The 24947-nt window shown below is 34.8% G+C and carries 19 protein-coding genes and 1 pseudogene; 2 read left to right on the plus strand and 18 right to left on the minus strand.

Going from position 1 to position 24947, the window contains the following annotated elements; genetic code table 11:
• Positions 1–11: 11 nt before the first annotated feature.
• The 4 genes from I7822_RS10525 to I7822_RS10540 form a co-directional block, all read right to left on the minus strand.
• On the minus strand, positions 12–1769 hold the full coding sequence (locus I7822_RS10525; protein WP_207977773.1) for a methyl-accepting chemotaxis protein: 1758 nt from the start codon (positions 1767–1769) through the stop codon (positions 12–14).
• A gap of 273 nt (positions 1770–2042) precedes the next feature.
• Positions 2043–2258, minus strand: a complete 216-nt coding sequence (locus I7822_RS10530) for a heavy-metal-associated domain-containing protein (protein WP_207977775.1) — start codon at positions 2256–2258, stop codon at positions 2043–2045.
• Positions 2259–2633: 375 nt separating this feature from the next.
• Positions 2634–4694, minus strand: coding sequence for a choice-of-anchor I family protein (locus I7822_RS10535; RefSeq protein ID WP_207977776.1), 2061 nt, complete (start codon positions 4692–4694; stop codon positions 2634–2636).
• A 154-nt stretch (positions 4695–4848) separates the two neighbouring features.
• Complete coding sequence (locus tag I7822_RS10540; protein ID WP_207977778.1) at positions 4849–6012, minus strand: LL-diaminopimelate aminotransferase; 1164 nt, start codon at positions 6010–6012, stop codon at positions 4849–4851.
• A gap of 324 nt (positions 6013–6336) precedes the next feature.
• Between I7822_RS10540 and I7822_RS10545 the strand changes: the two are divergent.
• A pseudogene (locus tag I7822_RS10545) lies at positions 6337–6884 on the plus strand (DUF3900 domain-containing protein); the annotation flags it as partial.
• Positions 6885–7053: 169 nt separating this feature from the next.
• Here I7822_RS10545 and gerQ read toward each other — a convergent pair.
• The 8 genes from gerQ to I7822_RS10585 form a co-directional block, all read right to left on the minus strand.
• Positions 7054–7518, minus strand: coding sequence for a spore coat protein GerQ (gene gerQ / locus I7822_RS10550; protein ID WP_207977780.1), 465 nt, complete (start codon positions 7516–7518; stop codon positions 7054–7056).
• A gap of 23 nt (positions 7519–7541) precedes the next feature.
• Entirely contained in the window at positions 7542–7964 is a 423-nt protein-coding gene (locus I7822_RS10555) for a cell wall hydrolase (RefSeq protein ID WP_279381943.1), read from the minus strand.
• Between the two features lie 409 nt (positions 7965–8373).
• A complete protein-coding gene (locus I7822_RS10560; RefSeq protein ID WP_207977783.1) occupies positions 8374–8595 on the minus strand; it encodes a hypothetical protein in 222 nt (73 codons plus the stop codon).
• A gap of 76 nt (positions 8596–8671) precedes the next feature.
• Complete coding sequence (locus tag I7822_RS10565; RefSeq protein WP_243459402.1) at positions 8672–9616, minus strand: DnaD domain protein; 945 nt, start codon at positions 9614–9616, stop codon at positions 8672–8674.
• Between the two features lie 771 nt (positions 9617–10387).
• Positions 10388–10924 carry a GrpB family protein gene (locus I7822_RS10570; RefSeq protein WP_243459403.1) on the minus strand — a complete coding sequence of 179 codons (537 nt, stop codon included), beginning with the start codon at positions 10922–10924 and terminating at the stop codon, positions 10388–10390.
• Positions 10925–11400: 476 nt separating this feature from the next.
• Positions 11401–12033, minus strand: coding sequence for a cell wall hydrolase (locus tag I7822_RS10575; RefSeq protein WP_207977789.1), 633 nt, complete (start codon positions 12031–12033; stop codon positions 11401–11403).
• A gap of 218 nt (positions 12034–12251) precedes the next feature.
• Positions 12252–12473, minus strand: coding sequence for a YdbC family protein (locus I7822_RS10580; protein WP_207977791.1), 222 nt, complete (start codon positions 12471–12473; stop codon positions 12252–12254).
• Positions 12474–12809: 336 nt separating this feature from the next.
• Positions 12810–13238 carry a cell wall hydrolase gene (locus I7822_RS10585; protein ID WP_207977793.1) on the minus strand — a complete coding sequence of 143 codons (429 nt, stop codon included), beginning with the start codon at positions 13236–13238 and terminating at the stop codon, positions 12810–12812.
• 282 nt (positions 13239–13520) lie between these two features.
• Here I7822_RS10585 and yyaC point away from each other — a divergent pair, with 282 nt between their 5' ends.
• Entirely contained in the window at positions 13521–14123 is a 603-nt protein-coding gene (yyaC, locus tag I7822_RS10590) for a spore protease YyaC (RefSeq protein ID WP_243459404.1), read from the plus strand.
• Positions 14124–14278: 155 nt separating this feature from the next.
• Here yyaC and I7822_RS10595 read toward each other — a convergent pair whose 3' ends face one another.
• The 6 genes from I7822_RS10595 to I7822_RS10620 all read right to left on the minus strand — a co-directional run bounded on the left by I7822_RS10595 (position 14279) and on the right by I7822_RS10620 (position 24885).
• On the minus strand, positions 14279–14929 hold the full coding sequence (locus I7822_RS10595) for a hypothetical protein (RefSeq protein ID WP_307847720.1): 651 nt from the start codon (positions 14927–14929) through the stop codon (positions 14279–14281).
• Between the two features lie 247 nt (positions 14930–15176).
• A complete protein-coding gene (locus I7822_RS10600; RefSeq protein ID WP_207977797.1) occupies positions 15177–15773 on the minus strand; it encodes an NADPH-dependent FMN reductase in 597 nt (198 codons plus the stop codon).
• A gap of 526 nt (positions 15774–16299) precedes the next feature.
• Positions 16300–17277, minus strand: a complete 978-nt coding sequence (locus tag I7822_RS10605; RefSeq protein WP_207977798.1) for a ring-cleaving dioxygenase — start codon at positions 17275–17277, stop codon at positions 16300–16302.
• 413 nt (positions 17278–17690) lie between these two features.
• A complete protein-coding gene (locus tag I7822_RS10610; RefSeq protein WP_207977800.1) occupies positions 17691–18662 on the minus strand; it encodes an aldo/keto reductase in 972 nt (323 codons plus the stop codon).
• A 391-nt stretch (positions 18663–19053) separates the two neighbouring features.
• Complete coding sequence (locus I7822_RS10615) at positions 19054–19509, minus strand: SRPBCC family protein (RefSeq protein WP_207977802.1); 456 nt, start codon at positions 19507–19509, stop codon at positions 19054–19056.
• A gap of 207 nt (positions 19510–19716) precedes the next feature.
• The gene (locus I7822_RS10620) at positions 19717–24885 is read right to left on the minus strand and encodes an ATP-binding sensor histidine kinase (RefSeq protein WP_207977804.1); all 5169 of its coding nucleotides are present in this window, start codon (positions 24883–24885) and stop codon (positions 19717–19719) included.
• Positions 24886–24947 lie beyond the last annotated feature (62 nt).

The following is a 24947-nucleotide window of genomic DNA, read 5'->3' on the forward strand; positions in this document are numbered from 1 at the left end:
TTTAGATGCAATTAAAATGTATATTTTTTAATTAGTTCATCTAATTGCTGATTAAGTTCTGTTAATTGTTCTGCAGAACTAGCTACATTGGAAACGGCTCTTATTTGTTCATCAATTGATGAAGTAATTTCTTCAACAGATGCAGCTGTTTGTTGCGAAACACTAGATGCGTTTTGAATAGCAATCGTGATGTTGTTATTTTCATCTGTTATTTGTGATAATTCGTAATTTAATGATTCAACTGCTTTAATTGTTTGACTAATTGAAGAAGATATATGATTGAATTCTTTTTCTGTTGCTTTAACAGCTTGATTTAGCTGTTGAGAATGCACAGTTGTATCTGACATTGTCATAACAGTCTTTTCTGTTTCTTTTTCGATACCGTTTATCATTCCTTGAATTTGTTTTGTAGCTAGGTTTGATTGCTCCGCTAGTTTGCGAACTTCACTAGCAACAACCGCAAAACCTTTTCCATGCTCTCCAGCTCTAGCTGCTTCAATACTTGCATTTAGTGCTAAAAGATTTGTTTCAGATGCAATACTTTCAATTGTAGCTGTTATTCTAGAAATATCTTTTACTTTATTATACAAACTTGTAATTCCAATACTGATTTCATCGGAAGCCTTTAACGAGTCCTCGTTTGACTGAAGTAATTGTTGGACGATAGTTTTCCCTTGTTGTGTAGCCTTTTCAGAGTTCAAAGACATTTCCTTAATTGCACTACTCTGATGATTCATCGTTTTAATTGATTGATTTAAGTGCTCTACTCTTTGATTAGTATCTTCTAACTCGCTAGCTTGTGAAAGTGTGCCATGGGATATTTCAGAAATTGCTCGACCAATTTCTTCACTACTTGCCGAAGTTTCCTCAGAAACAGCGGATAAATCAGATGCTGAGTCTAATAAATGACTACTAGTATTTTGTAGTTTTTGTAAAAGCTCTCTAAGTTGTGCTGTCATCTGATTAAACGCATAGCCTAATTGTCCAATTTCATCCTTTGATTCAGGTAATGTCAAATTGTGAATTTGACCATTTGAAATAGCAATAGACGCTGCCGTAGCATCAACAAGTAATCTAATTTTCTTTTTTGTTAATGTGTAGAAGACGAAAAGACTAAGAACAGTGATAAGCGCCGTTATTATCATGATTATAACCTTTAATTCTATTAAGCCTCCATAGAATTCATCTTCGTATACCGCAATACCAACATACAAATCCCATGGCTCAAAATGAGTCATATATGCAATCTTATTTCTTATTTCACCTGTTTCATCATTCTTATCTTCATACATAACATAACGATCAGATGGAGATGTTGCACCTGCTCCCTCTACCATCTTTTCACGATTTGTTGTATCAGATGGTATAGAACCAATAGGATTTGACGGATGAATTTGCGCTGAATAATCTGGCCCATAGCCTATGATATAACCATCTTCTTTGTATAAGAAAGGTGACTTTTTATAGTCATACCCCTTATCTCCAGAAAGTCTCGGACCACTTAGTAGCTCTCTTGCTTTTTCTTTGGCGTCTTCAATACTTATTTCATTATTTTCAACCTGTTCATTTAATACAGATAAAGTTACAACAGAGCCTTCCACAATATATTTCAACTCTGATTTACCTTCTTCAATCAATGACTTTTTTGCGATAAAATAGCTAGCTCCCCCAATGATTGTAGAGGTTATAATAATAATTAAACTCACTAATACTAGTAACTTCGTTGATATACTGTCCCATTTATTAATCGAAAATTTTCTTTGTTTCATCATCTTCTCCTAAGTTGTTAATATTTTGATTAGTTATATAACGTATAAATAAAGCAACATTTAGTATGCTACGATATATATATCGGCTTTAAAAAAGGGATATTTATAGGCACATTATCAATTCCACTAAATACTTTTTAGATTCAAAAGATAAAAACAACTAACAAAGCTAACCTATTGGCTTTTGATTAATATAAGGATTTTAACGAGTTAATAGTTTAAATCTAATTTTTGCACAAAAAAAAGACACCCATAGATGTCTAAAACGAGCAGTTATTCCTTGATTTCCTTTATTATAGAACCTTGACTTTCTATCGCTTGTTTTACTTGAGAGGTATCGATGATAACTTCATTGAATTCAACCTTAAGATCACCATCATTCAAATCGATTAACGCTCGTTCAACCCCGTCCATTTTTGCAAGAAGGATCTCAATTTCATTATATTTCTCTTGATTGCCTTCTAATATTGCAAATGTAACTGTTTTCATCCTAGTATTCATTCCTCTCTTATCATAAAATGCTAATCTTTAACAAAACCTGTTCTATCAATGATTGTAGTTTTTCTACTCTGCGAAAAAAAGCTTTTCTTTGTGTATTTCACTTACATACTAAGTCTTTTTTCACTTGGAATTCTTAACGCACCAATCATTTGGAAAGAAGCTAAAATATACAATCTTCCTTTATATTCCCCCGTTTACAAAAAACTAACAGTTTATTAGGATATAAAAAAATCGGATTATTTAGAGAGCGCACTGAAAAAGTCCATTTATAGACGAAAAAAGCTAACGACCTAAACAAATAGGTTTTTAGCTTTTTACTTTATAAACCGAAGTTTTTCCAAAGAGATAAACCTACTATCTCGGTTATTGCTCTACTCTATTTTTACGTTTAAATAAGAAAATTCCAATAACAACAAAAACAGATCCTAAAAGCAAAAATGTGCTATTCATTGTTGCTGTATCAGGTAACTTTTCACCATTAACTGTTGATGAATCATTTGTTTGATTAGCACTAATTTCTTCTGTAGAGTTTTCTGTTTGCTCGTTTTCGATCTTATCCTCATCTTGGTCGTTCTCAAGTGGAGACAAAACATCATTTTCATCTTGGTCGGGTAATTCCTCATCAGATGGAACTTCCTCTGGTTTTTCTACATTAGGGTTTGGTGTTTCATCAACTGGATTTTCTGGATTTTCTTCTGGCTTTTCTTCCTCTTCAGTTGGATCTTCTTCAACAGGAGCAGCAACTTCTATTCCAATTTGATATGCTGCAATTGTACCTGAAATCTCATGAGCTGCTAGTAAGATATTTTGTCCAGTTGGACTTTTTTCAGCTGGAATAAATGTTAATCCTTCAGGTGCAACGTCTCCATTTGCAGCTGTTACAGCTTCATCTTCGTTAAATACACGACTTGAAAAATAATGATTAAACGAAGGAGAATTTGGATTACTGATATTATAAATCATAATCCCGCCTGTTCTTTCCAAACCAATAAAGGCATAATCTCCACCCTGGACCTGTCCTACAGTAACAGTTTCCGGTTCTGGACCTTTATCATCACTCCGCGAATCAAAACTATTCTCATCGTTATTTGTATTAAAATAATTTTCTTTATAGACTTCCTTCGTTATTTCTTCAAAATCAGCGCCACTATCATAAGTAAGCTTTAGTGTATTGGCATCCCAAATCGAAAATGAACGTGCACCAAAGCCATATATTGCTTCATATTTTCCTTCTTGATTCATCGGTGCTGAAGTTGTCGAGTTTAATCTTCCTAGTTTTTCATCGTTAAATAAACCCTCTGCAATCAACTGATCAAGCTCCTCTTGTGAATAGCCTTCAAATAAATCAGCATTTAAATCATATGAATCAACTAAATCCGCCACTCTTGCTTCCTCAGAAAATTCATCATAATCTTGGGCATCCCCTTCATTTGCTGACAAAATATAAGATTGACCATTTACTGTGTATGAAGCCATTCCATCAGGTTGATACATTGATAATACTGGCCAATTGGTAATATTAATTTCGTCATCATCATTCGAAGCATCAAGTTTGTTTTCCCCTACTGAAAAGTCTTTATAGCCTAGGCTTTTGACTGTAACAAATTTCTTATTTTCTAGATCAAGCTTAGCAATCGCATTGTTTTCCTGTAATGCAACATACGCATACTGATTTTGATCATCAACAACGATATATTCAGGTTCTAAATCTTGCGAGTATGTACTGTCTGGATGAACCTTTCTAACTCCCGCTTCAATACTATCATCCGTAAAGTGAACCTGACTCACAGCTTGATCAGTTAAAGATTCTACACCAGCCGAAACATCAATTATACTTACAGTTCCTTCTGGATTAACAGAATAATCTCCATTCGGTTCACCCTCATTTGCAACTAATACCTTTGTTCCATCAGACGTAAATGTTAACATATCTGGTAATGATCCAACACTAACATGTGAGAGATAATCCCCATCAGTTGTCATAAACACAACATGTCCAACATCAACTTTGTTTTCAGCAGGAGCAGCAACAGCAATAAACTCACCATCTGGATGAATCGCAACACTTGTAACATCTGATGCAGAAACACCTAAGTCAGCTAAAGTAATTTGTTTTATACGCGGTATTTCCTGTTCACCCATTTTTAAGACAGATAAATCAATAATTTCAAGTGCCTTTGCAGCTCCATTAACAGAAAAGGCACGATGTGTTAATGAATCATAAACGACAATCTCTGTTCCACCTTCTCCAATCTCCGCTCCACTTGTATAACGACCTAATAACTCAACATGAAGGGCTTGTCCAGCCTCTCTTTCATATTTTGTCATCGGCTCAGCTGCACTTGTATTAACAGGGGCAAGCAATAACACACACGAAACAGCAGCCAAAAACGATTTAGTAACCATTTTTTGGATTCTTAACATATTATCCTCCTCAAATCCATTTGTGAAATATTCAGATAATATGAGTTTACTGGAGTTATATAAAGCATAATTGTGAAAATTGTTATGTTTTTGTAAAATTTATCAATATTCGTCGTATTTTGGTATATAATCTCATGACCAACTGAGTCTTTTTTTAAAAAATATTAGCTGATTTAACAGAAGAAATAACCTTCATAAGTTGATCAGTATCATTCACCAATGCGATTCTTACATACCCTTCACCATTTGATCCAAATGCATGACCTGGTGTAACAACCACATTTGCCCTATCGATTAAAGCATAGGTAAATTCAAGAGATGTAAAGCCTGGCGGAATTTCTGCCCATATAAACATACCTGCATCAGGTTTGGTGATTTCCCACCCAATTTCTTTGAGCCCACTCACCAATAAATCTCTTCTTTCTTGGTAAACTTTCCGGCTAGATTCACAAAATTCTGCCCCTTCCTCTAGAGCACGAATGGCAGCCTTTTGAACAGGTAAGAAAACACCATAATCTAAATTACTCTTCAGCTGATTCAGCGCTTGGACAATTTGCTTATTCCCCGCTAAGTAACCAATACGACTACCCGCCATATTATAATTTTTAGAAAATGAGGACATTTCAACACCAACGTCTTTGGCACCATCAATCGATAAAAAGCTAACAGGCTTATTACCTTCATAATAGAGCTCTGAGTAGGCAAAGTCATGTAGCACAATAATATGATGCTTTTTAGCAAAGGCAACAACTTCAGCAAAATACTCCTTGCTAGCTAAGGCTGGAACAGGATTTCCAGGAAAATTTAATATCATTATCTTAGCTTGTTCAGCAACTTCAGTAGGGATCAGCGAAAGATCAGGTAAAAATTGATTTTCCTTTTTTAGCGGCATAAAATAAGGCTTTGCTCCTGCCATTGCAATTCCTGCAGCATATGCCGTATAACCAGGATCAGGCACTAGAATGACATCACCAGGATTGGCAAAAATCATTGGAAAATGGACAAGCCCATCTTGAGAACCCATAAGTAATAATACCTCTTGATCTGTTAAATTAACTTGATAGTTTCTCTTATAAAAAACTGAAACCGCATGATTAAATTCGCTCGTTCCTGTTAACGAATACCCATACTGATCGCCTTTAAGCACCTCTTCTGCTAATATTTTTGTTATGAAAGAAGGAGGTGCTAGATCTGGACTTCCGATACTTAAATCAATTATCGGGGCACCTTCTGAAAGTTTTTGTTTTTTATATTGTGATAATTCACTAAAAATTGATGGTTGAAAAGAGTGCATTCTATTTGATAATGTTATATTCATCTGAATCCCCCACATATTTCCCGAGTACGGTATAGTTATATAATTATATTTTTCTGAAAATAAGTGTATCACATTTAGCTATTATGCAGGTATGTGAATATTTATTAACTCCACTTAAATCGTCGTCTTTTTAACTGTTTTTCTATAACGGACAGGTGAACAAATGTGCATTTAGGTGATGAAAAAACGGAATGCCGAATGAATTTTTTGTCTTTTTTTGTCATGGCTGTTTTCGCAAACTTTGTTGCTATTTACCAAGGTGTACTGCGAGGTTGATTGCAGCAAGAGATGCTAGCTTTCCGCAGGGCGGGCGATGAGCCTCCTTCTAAAAATATGAAGTCGATCCAATACCCCTACATGCCTGAAAAAGGAATGATTAAAAGTGATGAACTTAAAATTCACCAAGCCTTACACGCCTGCTACTTTGAAGGCTTCTTGAAATTTATCGAATATAGGAGTCAATGCCTGAAATATTAAAAACACAAATTATGACAATAGTTCAGAAGCATGTCTAGGAAACAGATGAGTGAAACAGCAAAGAACGTCAACAATTCGAGCAGGAAATAGAAATCTGGAAAGCAAGTCCAAAGCGTGAAATTCAAGAATGACTGACAACCGAGCAGGTTGTAGAAGCAACTGCAATGATTGTTGAGCACCGCACCCTGTGGCTGAGTTGAAGATGAAACTAGGCGATACACACACATATCAAGGGGTTGCTTGCTGATTTTGGTGAGAATTTTCATTTAGGGAAGATTAATGGGCGGTATGTGCTGCTTCTTGAGAAGGATATGATTGAGTTTGAGAAGGGTGTTTCGCCGATAGAGTTTCATAAGCCGGATGAGTTGCGCGAGTTTATTGAAAAAGATTACTAAAAGTAGTGTTGGAGAGTAAGGTATATGTTAAGATTTTAGAGGAATTGTGACCACTAATGTGACCGCTGTTGTGACCAATAAAGCCGAATTTTCATTCTAAATGTTGTCAGAACTAAAAACCCGCTCATTTTCCCAAAATGAAATAAGCGGGTTTTTGCGTTCTACAAATTTACTCCGATGTCGTCAGGGACGCCTGGACTTCCGGATTAATTTCCGCCTGAGGATAGTTAATTTGTTCATCGAATTCTACCCAGTCGAGATTTGCCATCATCAGCAGGTAGCGTTTACCGCTGGACGGGTCGCTAATGATGATGTGGTCCCGACCAGCAGTTTCTACGCGCCCGCGGTAAACCATTGAATTCCATTTGTTGTTACCTTGGTAAGTAAAGTAGAATGTACCGACCTTACCTTTGTTGAAGCGTAGGATATTTTCGATAAATGATTCTTCCATCATGCCTGCCGGAAGTTGCTGTCCAGTCCCCATCGGGACCACTGGGGCGGCATACGCGGGCCCAGAAGGCATAGTCGCCGGGAAGCCGCCAGATTGTTGTGCGACACTGCCCCGCATCATGGAAGATGGATAAAAACCAGGATAATAATTCATTGGATAATTAATAGAATCTCCACAAGTCATGAGATAATAAGCTCCTTTTTAAGTTATCTATAAAACTCTTCGCAATAGCCCGGTACAGCGATATAGAAACAATGATTCTTATGCGCAAAGTCAAACTTAGTCATGGGGGATCTTGGCATTGTGGCGGTACAAGCAGCTCGGTATTTTTTCCCCGGACTAGGGTTAAAAAACCACAAACTCATTCTGGACCGAGGTTCCCTATGACCATGCAACAAATTCCTTGCCCTCTGTAGGTCAGCTTCGTTGGGACGTTGTGTATACAATGTTCCATTTAAGACGGGTTCGAAGTGAGGTATTCCAGTTCCAGGTATGGTTTGATAAATCGCATGTCTGATATTGCGCAACCCTCTGAAGTCAGGTGCACAGTCAGCCTCGACCCGATTTGCCACAACCGTTCCCACCATGTTCATCCCTTGTGCTCCTTCACCGATCGCTTCCGCTGTCATGAGCCTCGCTAACTCCTCCACGTCACGTGAAGTATGTTTTATTCGTCTACCCACTTTCTCACTCCCTTCGGCTTATACAAGTAACTTATTGCATGAAGCTGGTTTTGGTAACTTGCCTATCAGCCCAAACTCTGGAAATTGCATCTTCAACGAAAAGAGTCTTGTCCTATTCCCTAGATTTTCTCTACACCTTGAGTCATGCAACTAAATTTTGTAATTCCATAGTCAGGTGAGACCACTTTAAATTGATCCCTGTAAACAGGATCTAATTGACTGTAGTTTGAAGATCTTGGTACATGAATGAGAAATTTATCAATCTTAACCTCGTTATATTTATTCACCTTCTCAGACGCTACGGTTAAAATGTTTCTCTTTTCCCGTTCCTTCCAAAGATCAAGAATGAGCTTCTCTATTTCTTCGAATTTCTCAAGATCCGCATACGATTCCTGCTCCGAGAAGTAAGACATCCGCCGAATGAATGAAGGTCTGGTAAGGTCGTCAACGTGATTAAATCAACATACTTACCTGTTCGTTTTAATTCCACCATTCTTCGCATTAATTCTTTATGCATTGTGCTTTCTAGCTGTTCAGGTTGAATAATGGTACCCTTGAGTATGCATTCTGCCTTCATCAAGCTTCCTAAGAACGCTTTTTCACATACTCATCCTCTTCACCTGCTGTTAGATCAAGTTCAACCCCACTTGGGATCACTCTTTCAGATGGAACCGATTCAGTTGTTTGCCTATACTTTGGGTCAGGCTTTTGGTTCTCTTGATAAGAGTCAATTTCTTCAACGGACAGTAAAGATCATTTCCCCAGTTTTTTAAGTTACCAGCCATATAGTTCAGCTCCCGCTTGTTATTAGCACAGGCAATTGTCATGGCTTTTAAGATTAGATCTTTCGCCTGTAAAAGGCTAGAATCATTTAACCAAGTTAACAGCTGCTGTTTAGCATTCACGTTTGAAAAACCAAATCTATTGTTGTCCCAAAACTCAACGATTTCTGTCACATCGTTTGTTTTTTGATTTTGTGGTTGATCCTCTATGTATGGATTATTCTCTATATTTGGGTTAAAAGCTTTTTGTTGTTGTTGTTTTTGTTTTTCTTTTTCTTTTTGTCCCCGTATCGTATAACGAGACACAGACGTATCGTTAACATCTTCATCCGTATCTGGATATGTATCCTGTTCATTTCGATCTTTCATATCCTTGTCAGAGGACAATCTTTCAGGCTCACAAAAAGATTCATATAGGCTACGAATCTCCTGTTTTTGAATGGATTCCAAAACATACGGAATAAGCGAGGTATCCTTAACCTCTTTTAATTCCGAAAAAATACAATCCATAACCGGTTTCCCCCCTTTACAAAGGTTATCTTTTCCCCAGTTTTTAATGGCTAGTTCTCTTGTCTCAGGATTGTAACGAATCAATTTATGATGCCGGGTGAATCGTTCCATTAGAGACTGAACACTCTCAATCGAATACCCCAAATCGAAAGCCATTTGTTTCTTCGTTATTTGATAGATTCCAATTTGAGTTGTATTGGGATTCGTAAGAAGATAAAGGTAAAAATACCTATCCTCCGGGGTCATCTCTTCTGAAACAACCGGATTCTTCCAAAAATCAGTACGCACAATTCGATATTTTGCCATCTTAACCACTTCCCTTTCTTTTAAGAAGTTCTTTTCACTCTATATATACAAAGAAATGAAAGGAGAGTAGCGGATATTTCACATAAAAATGTAAATATTTTGTGATGGGAAAATTATATGTACATTACACTCTCTTATTAAGCTATTGAAATTAAAAAATTTGTATAATGTACTCATTTCCCAAATAAATAAAAACACTTTCAATCATCGTAAAAACAAGATTTGTGAGTGTTTTATGTTGGCAAACGATCTCTATTTTTTCTACCATTTCCATTCTTACCTTAAAACTTGCTTTCCATTTTATACGTCTATGCGTAATGACAGGTAAGCACACAATATTTTTGTATGAATTATGATAAATAAAAAACGTTCCTTACATTGTGTAAGAAACGTTGATAATTTGTTTTTTTACTTAATCAGATACCGGTGGGGGACATTTCTTTTCTAATTCTAATGATTTAAAAAATCTTTCAATCTCATCAATTTTTATATCCATTGCAGCAGAATTCTCTTCAGGGAATTCTAATAATATTTGTGATAAATAAAAAACTAAAAAACGTTCCTTACAATGAATAAGAAACGTTCTAGAAATTAGCTTTTCTAATCTTAATTAGATACCAGTGGTCGGGGTCTAACCGACACTCCTCACGGAACACGATTTTGAGTCGTGCTCTTCTACCAATTTCTTTGAACCCTTGAGGTTAATAATCCTTTTATTGAAAAATGTTGACAAACCATTAGCTGCTTTAGTTTAAAAAAAGAAATCGAAGATTACCTTTCATTTTTAAGCCTCCATTCAATTGCTTTCCGTTCCAAGTTTTCAATAAAATCACTTTTACCATTACTATATCCTTCAATGTCTTTAGGGAATTCAAGTGCAAGGCTTTCCTTCAACTTTCCATACTCATCTGCGTCTTTTTTATGTGATCTAAGATAATCACGAACCGCCAAATGGCGTTCAATTTCTAAATGATTATTATATTGAAACATATGTATTTGATGTGTCCTGTTTTCTCCACCTTTTCTGAAATATCTTCTTCCTTTAATCCCAAACTCTCCAAGTGGCTCATAACCTATTTCAATCATGTTTTCATTAAAATTATCAACATTTGTAATGTCTTTTACGATTGGCATTATATCGATGATTGGTTTAGCTTTCAAATCGGGCACTGCTGTACTGCCTATATGATGAATCTCTACAAGTTCATCTTTTAAAATCTCTCTAATTAATTTTGCTTCTTTTTTGAATAATTGAGTCCAGTTTTCATTATAGTCTGTAATAATAATATTCATTGCTCGGTTCACCATTTTAAATTTACCTCCTTGTATCACTTCAACTAACCTCTTATATAATCCAATATTCTATCATGATCCCGTTGTTGTCCATTGTTTTCACCTGTATGCAATAATGCACGAACAAGTATTCAGTTGTGTAAAATGAAGGCTCTCTTCTAAAAGATTGTTGTTTTTAATTATGTTCCTTGAACAAAAACTATTTAGGTTGATTGGAGCGGAAGGTGCGAGACTCCTGTGGGAGCAGCGGGACAGGTGAGACTTATGCAGGCGTTTACGCCGAAGAGGCTCACCGCCCGCCCCACGGAAAGCGAGCATCCTCTCGCTGCAATCAACTATTCCCAATACTTGTTATATAGCAACAAAGTTTGTGCAAACAACCAAAATGAAAAACAGACTTCTAAAGAAGAATTATACAAAAAAGCACCCAATTGGTAGACTTTTTCTATGTCTACTCTATAGGGTACTTTTTAATATGCTGTACGCGCCCTTTAAATAGCAAATGCGTGATCTCCAATTGTCTTAACAACTTCACGAGTTAAAATCCAATCACTTGTTGCCGTTTCAGGGTTATAAAAGTAAAGTAACTCATCATTATTTTCTTGATCCGCTAAAGCTTCTTTAACAGCTTTATGCGCCTCTTTATCAGCATTTTCATTTATTGAACCATTTTGGACAGGTTCAAATGCATTCTTTTCATAAATAACTTCCTTAACTGTATCAGGAAATTCTTTGTGTTCAACGCGATTCAACACAACTGTCGCAACTGCTACTTTACCTTCAAATGGCTCACCTTTTGCTTCTGCATGGACAAGACGAGCAAGCAATTTCTTTTCTTTGTTTGAGATTTCCAAAGAATTTTCTTTATCTGAGACATTTAAAGAGTTTTCTTTGTTTTCGATCAAGCTCTTTGAAATTTTTGCTTTTTCTTCCTCATTTATAAAACGTAAGTCGATGGAGTCACTATCAACTTTTTCGATATCATATTTTTCCCATAATAATTTCAACGTGTCACCAGTCTGAATCGAACCTTCTGCTTGAGCATTTATTTTAGTTGTAGGAAATACTATATAAGACCCAATTACTAGTGTAATTGTGATCACTATGTTTAATAATTTTTTCATTTTGATAACCTCCTGTTTGTTTTTTAGGATAAAACAGGGCCATCTACAAGGCTAACAGGTTTACAAGAGGAACACATTAGTGAATTATTGGCAGATTTACCATTCGTGTATTTGTTAGGACTAAATTATGAATGCTTTCGAGTGGCAATAAGTACTGTTTCTAACATCAAAAAAACAGGAGCGGTTTATCTATCGCACCTGTCCTTTTATCTTGCTTATTATAAGTCCATTCCATTCAAAATCTCTTTTAATTGAATTAACTCATCCTTAGATAATGTAATTCCCTTTCCCATCTTTTCGTTATCTTGATCCCAATCACGCAAATCATATTTTGGCTCACGGTCATTCCAGCTCATTAGATTTAATTCCTTCTTCCATCCTTTTGCTCCTTCTGAAATTGTTCCAATCTTTTCTATTATTTCGAATTTTAAATTTGCCATATGTATCATCCCTTCCAACGGTATAAAAACATTTTCTCATAGTGGATTGACCTAGCACAATATCTCCTTCTCTTTAGAACATATTTTTAAAATTTGGTTCTGTCTTGGTTGCTGATTTCCGCTGCAGGCGTTTGCTTTCCGTGGGCGGTCTGGGTACTCTTCCGTCTAATTAATGGTGCACTACCGCTCTATTTTTTTGCATATATTTCTTTACTATGTAAAAAAAAGCTGACTTTAGCTCATTTTTTATCAGCTATAGCCAGCCTTTCGCTATCAATTCACTTTTTCTCTTGTTACTTTGCTACTCTTTTTCCATTTCTAAAATATACCTACATCTTAAAAAGTGTTATAAATATTCTCACATGTTTCTGCAGTTGGTTCATAAAAACAATGAAGTTTGTAACGAGCGACGTGTGGCTGATTATACCATTGTGCTGGACAATCTCCTGGTGGCCTAAAGTACCATAAACTAAACCGTGCAGGCCAAAATCTTTCTCCATTTATTACTCGACGGGCTAAACGTTTTTCACTTTCTCTTGCCCTTTGATAAAAATATCCCTTAATAGTGGCCTCGAATGCATGTGGTTGATGAATCATACTCGGAATGGTTTTAAGTCCTTTAAAATCAGAACAATTTGCTCTAATACGATTAATTCCTACGTTGCCAACAAGCAGCATCCCTTGTACGCCCTCTCCTTCAGCTTCAGCCCTTAGTAATCTTGCCAAGAGGTCAATATCTGCTTCAGTAGCCTTAACAACTGCCATGTCACACCTCCATTTAGCATCTATATTATAATATTGCCAATGAGCTAGGGTCATTACCAATAATAATCCTCATACAAACAGCAAATCAATCTAGGATCAAATAAGATGTCAATCAGTTGCGTATTTCTATAAAAAATTTATAGAAGGAATTTTTTTATAAATAAAGAATATTAAATCATGCTACAATTACAAAATAACGATCAAACTCTCTATATCCAAAAATGAAAGCGCTATATAGAGATCGATAAACGACTTAAAATATTGGTGAGGGGAAATAACTACATGTATAAACGGAATGATATGGATACGAGAATTTCAATGCTTGAGGGAATTATCCCATATAGCCATAAACTAGCACCGCTGTTCATTCGTAACACCTTGTATTCCCTTATTCCAGAAGGGATAGAGCATATTTATGTCGTAGGCATTGGTTCTAACCTTATTAATGGCGACAGCCTAGGCCCATTTGTTGGAACATTACTTCAAGACATGTATCCAAATCACTTAACTGTATTGGGAAATCTTAAGTCTCCCTTAGATGCCACAACCCTCGTCCCTAGATTTTCGGGTATTGCCTTACCAAATAATAGCTTTGTTGTTGCAATTGATAGTGTACTAGGTTCCGAAGGTATTGTGAACACGATTGTTGTTCGAGAAGGCTCATTGCGCCCAGGCATTGGTCTTGGCCATAACCTTCCTTCTATTGGAGATTGTAGCGTAATGGGAGTGGTCCTGGAAAATGATCCTGCCGTAGAATCTTCTCTTTTTTACACAAATCTCCATCTTATTTATACAATGGCTACAAATATTGCAAAAGGTATATCACTTGCGATCAGACAATATTTTAAATATCCATCTGATCATCCAATTTTGTTAATTAGTTAGCTTTAGATGTGAGTTTATTTCTATTGATTAAAAAGAGGTAAAATTATTTATTACTAATAAATAACCGTTGTTCCTTGAAACACAAATAGGCGCAATCCATTAATGGGTTACGACTATTTGTAGAGGATTCTAAACAATTAACTTATGTGAAACACTTAAGATTTAGTTGTAAAATTACCAACTGAAGAATTAGCTTGCTCTATTTCTTTAATACCTGGGATACCTTGTTCATCAAGTAAAAGAATCATTCGTTCAAGGTAATCAGCATCTTTTACAACAATATAATTTGGAGGGAATAGCTCTTTCTTTATTTTGAATGTCATTTTATAAGCGTTGTTCAACCGATCATCAAGCCCATAAAGCTCGTGCCACCGGACAATTTTTTCTATTTGATAATATTTTATTTGATTTGAAGAATAGAACTTACCATTAAGAATGATTCCCTTTGATAAAATGAACAGATTTCCACGATGCTTAATCGAGCTAATGATCACAATAAACAAATAGACAATACTTAAAAAGGAAGAGCCTAACCAATCTGTTGCAAGGACAATCCACAATAGAACCGTTAACAAAACAAGGGCAATAATGGTTCCCCATTTCACATATTGATAGGATTTCGTATTCTTTGCAAGTGGCTCCATTTCTTTCCATTCAATTGGCAGGAGGATACTACTAAACTCATCGTCTATATTAGGAAATAATGTATCCTTAGATAAATCAGCTGCTTTCTTTATTCTTAACTGATAATTGATTAGATAATTGACACCAAGTACGAACATAATTGTAAATAAGATATTAATCACCAATCATTTCACACCTTCTTTCTTTTAAAAATACTACTAAAAGTAGATGCGTGGACAAGTTCATATAAACTTCGTTCTATTTATATGGTAAAGTGTTGCTTAAACAGCATTTACCATAATATGTTAACATACTTTCCTATTAAATGCTGACTTTATTGACATATTCCTAGGATTTTAATTCTGATCATATAAAAAAAGAGAGGAATAATGATCCTCCCCTCCCATGTTTAACTATTTGTCATTTGTTTTATCGTAATGTTTTTAGTGCGCCACTCCATGCAATAACTTGGTCAAGCATCGCATTAACATTATCAAGATGTAATTCAGCTGGCTTGAAAACACTTCCGTTTTCAAAATCTGTAAATAATGACAATGTAGGATGTGTACGAACGTCCGCTACTAGTAATTCTCCTAGGATCCCACGAAGATGTTCTGCTGCACGCGCTCCACCTGTTGAACCATAGCTAACAATACCTGCTGCTTTATTGTTCCACTCCACACGAGCTAAATCAAGTGCATTTTTTAATGCTCCTGTAATACTGTGATTGTATTCTTGTGTAATAAATACGAATCCATCTAAACTAGCAAGTTTTTCTGACCAAGCTTTTATTCCTGGCTCTTGACCATCTGTTTCGCCTAAAAATGGTAATTTAAATTCCGCAATATCTACGATTTCATAGTTTGCATCTTCACGTTTGTCGGCAATTGCTTTAACCCATTCTCCTACTTGTGGACTTAATCGTCCTTGACGTGTACTTCCTAAGATAATTCCAATGTTTAATTTTGTCATTGTTTTTTCCTCCTTATGTTTAGATCCACCAAATAATTTCTCTAAAAAACCCATCTTCTGCACCACCTAAATATATTGTTTGTTCTCATAAAATATTATTGAAATTTATCAACCCCTTTAATTTGGAGGTTTTAATACGCGATTGATTCATTTTTCTTAAATAAGGAAAGACTCCATACTAATCTTCTTTTTAAAGTTTTCCTAAGATTTCCTTACCCTCATTTAAAGAATTTTGAAACTGAGATATATGGATAAAGAAATTTTTTATAATTTGACATTGTAATGTATAAAGGGTATCCCCTCGAAATCTTATCAACTTCATTAAAACCAGGATTGCATTTGATGAGATGTTCTTCATAAACTCTAATATTTTTTTCATGTTACATATCTCAACTTTAAACATCTTGAATATGAGATAATTCTAATGTGTTTTATTCCTTTTGTCAACTAATTGATTTGAAACCATTTTTAAATGAAAAATTGTGTGTAATTACTTATTGAGGCAAAGCTTCCTATTTATGAAACATCTTCTAGGAAGCTCCTTAATTTTCAAAATACTTATCAAAAAGTAAATCCCTCATTATTCTTTAATGAATTCTTTTGTGCTTCTTACAGTATCTATTGGGCGAACTAATCTTTCAATTTGTTCACGTTTTGGCTCTAAGAATGGAGGTAAAGATAATTTTTCTCCGAGCGTTTCATAAGGTTCATCTCCCATAAACCCTGGACCATCTGTTGCAAACTCAAATAGAATTTGCGGAGCAACTCTTGTGTACAATGACTCAAAAAAGTGACGATTAACATATCCAGAGGTTTGGAATCCGAAGCTTTCCATACGTTTAATCCATTCTTCTAGAACCGCTCGGTCTTCAACACGGAATGCCGCATGGTGAACTGTACCGAAACCTTGTCTAGCTTGAGGAAGAATTGCATTATACTCTACTACTATTTGGGCACCATTTCCTCCTTCACCAACCTCAAATAGATGAAATGATCCTGACTGATCTATTTCTTTAAATAATAGAACTTTTTCCAACATTTCTTTAAAGTAATCTAAATTAGCGATACGAACAAAAATTGGACCTAAACCAGTTATTGCAAAATTAAGAGGAATCGGTCCATTTTGCCATGGTGTACCAGAAGCTACGCCTTCATTATTTTCATCTGAAATTAATTGATATTCTTGTTCATCAAAATCAACAAATGAAAGCGTCTTTTTCCCAAATTGTTCTTTCATTCCTGTATGCTTTACCTCTAAACGATCAAAACGTTTTACCCAATAATCTAACGCTGCATCACTTGGTACCCTGAACGATGTTTTATATATCTCATTTGTACCATGTACACCCTTGGGAATGCCAGGGAAGTCAAAGAAAGTCATATCTGTACCTGCACTACCTTTGTCATCTGCGAAAAATAAGTGATATGTTTGAATATCATCTTGGTTTACTGTTTTCTTTACTAGACGCATGCCTAAAACATAAGTGAAAAATTCATAGTTCTTTTCTGCACTACTTGTAATGGCTGTTACATGGTGTAATCCTTTTAATTCATTCACTATAATCTCCTCCAATTAAGCTACAAACATAGCCCTACATTGTTGAACTGTGTACTACCCCTTTTCTTTCGTTGCTTCCTCTATAAGAGATAGTGAATCATTAATACTATATTTTCCATGTTATTGATTTTACAACTCATAATTTAAAGAATTAAGCGAGATATTATCTCAAATTAAAATATACTTAATTCGAGATAAATATACCATAATTAAAAATCTACTGTCAAGATGTAAGATTTTTAGATTCAAAGTAATCATTTTAATTTAAGTAGATATTGATGTTTAGGTCCTATGAAACTATTATTAAATACTTTTCACTCAAAAAGACACCCTATTTTCATAGGGTGTCTAATTTTGAACAGATTTTTCAGGATTTGGACCGATGCGTTTGTCTTCATATAAAGAATTGATTATTAAGCTAAATAAAAGTTCCGTGCCCAACGATGTGCTTTTAACTTTTGCACCATTTCTTGTGGAAGCCCTTTACCGTCTCCTACTTGACAGTTTCTCTCGACATTTCTCAAAGAACGCATTCCTGGTATGACAGTTGAAACAGCTGGATGACTCAAGACAAACCGCAATGCCGTTTCTGCCATTTGATCTGATGATATGTTAACATCTGTTTTTATTTTTTCGATCCTATTTACCAATTTTTGTTTTCGATCACCTTTGAAATAATTATTTCTAAAATCTCCCTCATCAAAAGTCGTATTTGGAGTAATTTGACCAGTTAGCCCTCCTTCATCTAAGGCAACTCTAACAATCACACCGACATTATTTTCTAGACAAGCTGGTAACAATGCATCTTCAGGAGTTTGTTCAAATATATTGTAAATCACCTGTACACTTTCGACGAGACCTGTTTCAATCAATTTAATCGCATTTTCAGGTTGATAATCGTTTATGGAAATACCAAAATGCTTAATTTTCCCATCTTTTTTTAGCTTTTCGATTGCTTCAAGCCAGTCACCTTGCTGCACCCATTCATCAGACCAAACATGAAACTGCTGAAGGTCAATTGATTCAACACCAAGATTTCGCAAACTTTGCTCTGTACATTTGATGATATGATCTGCAGGAAATGTTTCTTCAACGGGAACAGCTTCACGAGCTGGCCACTGCCGATTTTTCGGCGGTATTTTAGTTGCAACATAAATAGTTTCAGAGCGCTCTTTTAGTAGCTCGTTAATTAAGCGTTCACTATGCCCTTCACCATATCCAAGTGCGGTATCAATGAAATTCAAGCCTAGATCCACAGATTTATGTAGTGATTTTAATGATTCTCTATCATCAGCACCAATCCAACTTGTTTTTCCAATCCCCCATGCCCCATAGCCGATTTCAGAAATTTCAAGGCCTGTTTTACCAAGTGTTCGATAATTCACCTAACCACTCCCTACTCATTTTTCATAATAAAACACTTCCTCCTTGAATTATAGTTGATCTTTAAAAAGTTAAAAAGTAGTGAATTTTTTTAAAATAAATTAACAGAACATTACTAAGTAACCTAATCTATAGTTACTATAGTTGGTATTTTCAAAATTGTTGTTTCCCATCTTATTCTGCTATTTTTAGAAGGTTAAACTTATTGTTTAGGAGAGAGTGGCTGTAATTCGTCATAGGATCTTTGTATATAAAGGCAGGTAAAAATAAATATTGCAACTACTCTAGTTGAAGCAAAAAATTGGAGTTGTATTAAGGGGTTGGTGCTTGTTAGCGATACATCTCCCTCTTTATCCTAAGATTATAGAAGGAGATGCATCACTATTGCTGAGACTATCTTAAAGCATGTTCATCTTCTTTTATTTTGGCTATTATCGCTTCGGTCAATTCCTTCGTCAATTCATTTAGATTTTTCTTAAGCTTAGAATTAATTAATTTCGCCATTTTGCCTTCAGGTGTGATTTCTAGATACCCAGTCATCAAAGTGTTGTTCGCATCAATTATTTGTGCTTCGAAAAATCCTTTTCCAGTCACTTTTTCATTGATGCCAGTTAGATTAAAGATAACCTTTTTTGGTTTAATCCAATCGGTAATATCAACTTTTAATTCAATCTTCTTCTTTATAACCCCTAAATCGGTTTTGAACTTCCAAATAGACTCGCTATCATTTAAAATCTCATGTTCAATATATCCAGGTACAAGAGGTGCCCAATTATCCATTACACTTACAAACTCCCATATTGAATGGATCGGCAAATTAACTTCAACTTTGTATAATTCACTTGGCATGTGTTGTTCCCCACTTTCGTTTAGCAAATGATGTAAAGTGATTCGTCGTAGTCACGAAAGAATCTTCATTCTGAACTTATTCAGACCGTACACTAGTTATGCCAAGCAATAGATTTAGTCCACTTTTATTACTAAAAAGTCAGTCACAATTTTTTATATATACACTTAAATGTTTGGATATCAAGCAAGTGAAAACACGGATCTGTCCTATGTTAACACCAATTCTTCCTCCACACGCACGACAGGAAGCTGTATAAAAAACGTGGTACCTTTTCCAATCTCACTCTCTGCCCAAATTTCTCCATTGTGATGTTTAATGATTTCTTTACAAATTGTCAATCCAAGACCATGGCCTTTTCTTGAAGGGTGATTCGCTATTGTGAAGTTTCTTTCAAATATATAAGGTAAATCTTCATCAGCGATCCCTCCCCCAGTATCACGGCAGGAAATTAATACCGTTTGTTCGTCTATCTCTAATTTTAGATGAATCCCACCCCTATTTGTATGTTTAATTGCATTTGTAATCAAATTAGCGAAAACTTGTCCTATCCTCTCTATATCAATCTCAATTAACGGATAAAGTTTCCGATCTTCATTTAACTCAAGCTGTAAAAGCAAATTTTTTCTTGTTACCTCGTAGAGAAATTTCCTTTTAATGTTTTCCAACAGTTTATCTGCTGGAACATAATCGAAACTAAAAGAAAGATTGCCTGATTCCAATTGAGTTAAATCAAACAAATCGTTAATAAGAACATTTAATCCTTTTATACGTGAGATACTATTTCGTATGTATTCATCTCGCTTTTCTTCCGTGTTTGCTAAACCATCTAGTATTGCTTCCATATACCCTTGTATACTTGCAATTGGTGCTCGCAAATCATGTGAAATATTGGATAATAACTCTCTCCTTATTTCTTCTGATTGTGCTAAATGCTTATTTGCCTCCGCAAGGGTTTGGTTTACTTGTTGAAGCTCAGCTGTTCTTTCACTTACTTTATCCTCAAGGTTTTTGTAGAGCTGAGCATTTTCAATTGATATAGCCGCCTGTGTTGATAGTAGAGTTAAGAAGCTAATCCGTTCATTTGTAAACACATTTGTCACCTTGTCGTTTTCCAAATATAGAATCCCTTTTAACTTTTGATAATAGAAGATTGGTATACAAATAATAGATTTCCCCTTCGTTTTCAGGACGTATTCGTCTTCTTGAAAAATACCTATATTACTTGCATCATCTAATTGAACAATGTTACCAGTTCTATTTACATACTGAACAATGTTAGCTGAAAAATCATTTCCTCTCTGCATGGATTCTTCAAGCTCATAATTTTCATGAGCAACAACAATTAATTCCTCATCTTGCTTAAATAAAATTGTCCCTTTCGTTGCACCTGTATTTTCCATCGTAATATGGATAACTTTTTCTAACAATTGCTCAATTTTCATTTCACTCGATATAATTTGTGCTGCTTTATATACTGCATTTAAATCATAATGCTCAGCCTGTTGATCATATAAAGTTTTCTTGACTTCTTCATTGTCTCGCATGTATGTTCGATATTTATCTGACAGCTGTTGTGCTTTCTTAGTGGCCCCCCATTTCAGGTAGCTGTGATAAGCTTCAGTAAAGTAAAGACCTGCAATTTTATTTTTCTTCCGCTCTGCGTAAAATCGACCAGCTGCTTCATTACATAAAGCGACCATTTGAAGAAATTGATTTTCTTCACTAGATTGGATCGCTTTATCAAAATACATCTCTGCAGCTTGCTTATTGTTTGTAATAGCTGCTAACTCTGCCATTACAAGCATTTTCTTAGACTCATAATTTTCGGGTGACATCTTTGCATATTTTTTAAGCTTTCTCAGATTTCGTTTTATCTTTTTAATCGATTCTCTTTTACTAAAAAAAGTGTTATTTCCTAGTCTAATAAACCTTAAGTGCCATAATGCTTCGAAAAAATAAAATTCTGGTGCGATTACTAGTGTTAAGCGACTATTCACTAATGAAGCTAATTCCTTTAATACTTGATTAGCAAATCCATTCTTATTAAATAAGTAAGCCATATGTAGTCGCATTGTATAGTGAATGATTTTTGCAGAATCATCATCAATGATTTTATTAAAATGCCATTCAATCCTTTTATCATTTGTAAGATAGTCAAACCATTCCTGCATTTCTGCCATAAAACCTGCTGAGATTGGATATTTAATATCTTCAATGAAGGTTTTCTGTGATTGAATAATATTCTTAAGCTCTTCTAACTGTGTCCCTTTAATAAAATGAGAAATGACGAGAAATGAACTATTTGCCCCTGCAAGATGAATGTTCCCCGCCTGTATACAATATTTTTGCGATTGTTCCAGATACTTAATATTATCCTTTATATGGTTTTTCCAATGGTTCACAAAGCTTGCAAAAACAAAGGATACCCTACCTTTAATACCAATATTGCCATTCTCTTCAGCATACAATAAAGCTAGATTTCCAAATTCAAAGCTTTGCTTAAAATCATGAAAACCTGCACTTAAAATGAGTGCATAATTATTAAAAACTAATGGACTTAATTCTGTTAGACCAAACTGAATCGTCATTCTCATCGCTTTTAGCATGAAAATCGTTGATAAGTTTTGATCAACATGATAGGTCGGAGCATTTAATTGGATCAACGTCCGCAAAATTAAACGATTTTCTTCACTTTCCATATCTGGCAATTTCAATAAGTCTATCGGTTGTTTTCCTACAAAAGCTAATTTCACAAAAAGTAATTCTTTGACAATATGTAGTTTACTCGGTTTAAGGGGGAATTTTTGATTCATTAATTGCAATCCTGCTAAGCCTGCGTCAACCGCTTCTTCTACACGGTGAACATGTGTATATAATGTGATTTTCAGATTATAGATTGATAGTTTTTCAATCTTTGTTTTTGAGTGCTTTAGCAAAGTATTAAACGTATGTTCAGATTGGTCGAAGTTTCCGTTTATGTATTGTGCTTCACCTAAACCCTCAAGTAACTTAAATGTTAAATCATAGTGATTCTCCCAATCCTCCCCGAGTAATTCGTACGCAACCTTGTAATAGGTTAATGCTGCTTGATAGGCTGCTGTATTTTTCGCAAATTCTCCAGCATTTACATTCATTTTTGCAAGCATGATCGTTTCCTCTTCAGCTAACAAATGTCGAGCTAAATTAAGATGGTAGACTATATTTACTAATTCTGAATCTGTCATTTCATCATGACTACATATAAGTTCTCTTCCAATTGCCAGATGGTTAGTTGACGTTTCTTTGTCTGACATTGTTGAATAGATCACCTGCTGAACACGGTCATGGATAAAACGATAGGTTGACGTAGAAACATCACTTACATCTTGTTTATTTTCACTTTTATCTACATTTTCGTGCGATGGAAGGAGTAACCCCATGTCAATTACAGTATCAATTATTCTACTCGTACTTAATTGATCTTGTTGTGCTACTTTATAGACCGTATGTAAATCAAATTGATTACCTATGCACGCTGCAATTTGAATAAGCTTTTGCGTTGTTTCTGGTAACTTTTTCAAGCGATTAATTAGATAAAAAACAACGTTATCTTGAATGGAGGCTTGTGATAATTTTGTTTCATCAATTGACCAGTATCCGCTCTTTTCATTAAAATAAAGAATGTAATTTTCATAAAAAGATAGTAGTAATTGTTTAATAAAGAATGGATTTCCCTGTGTAATTCGATAAATAGTTGTACCTAACATCTTAACATCTTCTTTTTGCTCTGAAAGATATGACTGAATCCAATCGCTTACTGTATTATAGGATAAAACATCAAGAGAAATAGTTTGAACCTTTCTTTGATCTTTTAAGCGATTAATCGTTTGATATAAAAGATGTTCTGCCTTTATCTCGTTTTCTCGATAGGCTCCTACCATTAAAAAATAATGTGTATCTTGATTAGAAAGCAAATACTCAATCAATTCTATAGAAGCACTATCTGCCCATTGCAAATCATCTAAAAATAAAATGAGCGAATGATTTTTTTGAGCAAATACGCGTACAAGTTTTTGAAATAAATAATAAAAATGTGAGGACATATCTACTGCCATCATTTCAACTTCTTCGATCTCATTATTTACAATCCATTTCAATTCAGGTAAAACACTTAATAAAATTGATAGATTAGATCCAATTTCATCTTCAATCATGCGGCCCCACTTGTTAATATTTGTTTCATCTTCTGTGAGAATTTGCTTGAAAAGCATTTTAAAGGCATCAAGGATTGCACTATAGGGGTTTTGCTTAAGGAGAAGGTCAAACTTTCCTTGTATTAAAAATGTTTGCTTTCTAGTAAATTGCTGTAACACCTCATCTACTAACGCTGTTTTCCCTGTTCCTGACTCACCAGATATGAGCATAAGCTGTGTTTCACCGTTTTGTAGAGTTCGATTACATACAGATAATAACTTATTTACTTCTTCTTCTCTTCCAAATAATCGATTATTTGTCTCTACACTCATAAATGTATCTTTTTCTCCGATTGCAAAGGAGGTTAGTCGATCATTTTCATAATGGTGAAGACAAGTGATTAAGTCCTCTCTTAATCCATACGAACTTTTATAGCGATCAATCGGAGATTTACTTATAAGCTTCATAATAATATTCGATAGGATTTCAGGAACATCTTCATTTAGATCTGTTATAGCAGGTGGATGTTTCGTTAAGTGCACATGGAACCAATCATACGGTGATTCTACAATAAAAGGTGTTTGACCTGTTATCATTTCATAAAATACGACACCAAGTGAGTAAAGGTCTGATTGAAAATCCACATTTCGATTGATTCTTCCAGTTTGCTCTGGAGATATATAGGCTAATTCGATGTCCATTTCTTTAACGATTGGTTTTTGACTGTTACTTATTCTATTTTTTTGAGTATATTGGAGACCAGTTAGTTTAAGTTCTTCTGAAGTATGATTAAGTAAAATCGTAGAAGGGTTAATATTTTTATGTATAAGTTGATAGCGATTGAGATTAACTAATGCTGTTGCAAGCTTTATAGCAATTTTTAAAAATTCACCAACTTTAAATTTTTCTTTTTTCTTGAGGTAATTGCGCAACGTTTCGCAAGGAAAATATTCATATACAACATATGGTTGCCTACCATCAGCTTCCAAATTTATAGGTCGTAATATTTCTTCAATCTCAAGTGAATGCGCTAAATCAAATTCATGCCGCATGGAAGCGATTGTTTTTTTTGATAAATGTTGCTCCTTTACTATTTTAATAAGCACATTCTTTCTAGTATCAGTAGAAAATCCTTTATAAAGAGTAGATAAGTGATTGCTTGATATTACCTCTAATGATTGATACCTACTTAATGGTTCCAATTGTCATCCACCTTTTGCTTATGGAATTTATTTGTATTCTTTAACTAATCTTTAAGAAACCT

The organism is Metabacillus bambusae, from assembly GCF_017497975.1.
GTDB lineage: Bacteria > Bacillota > Bacilli > Bacillales > Bacillaceae > Metabacillus > Metabacillus bambusae.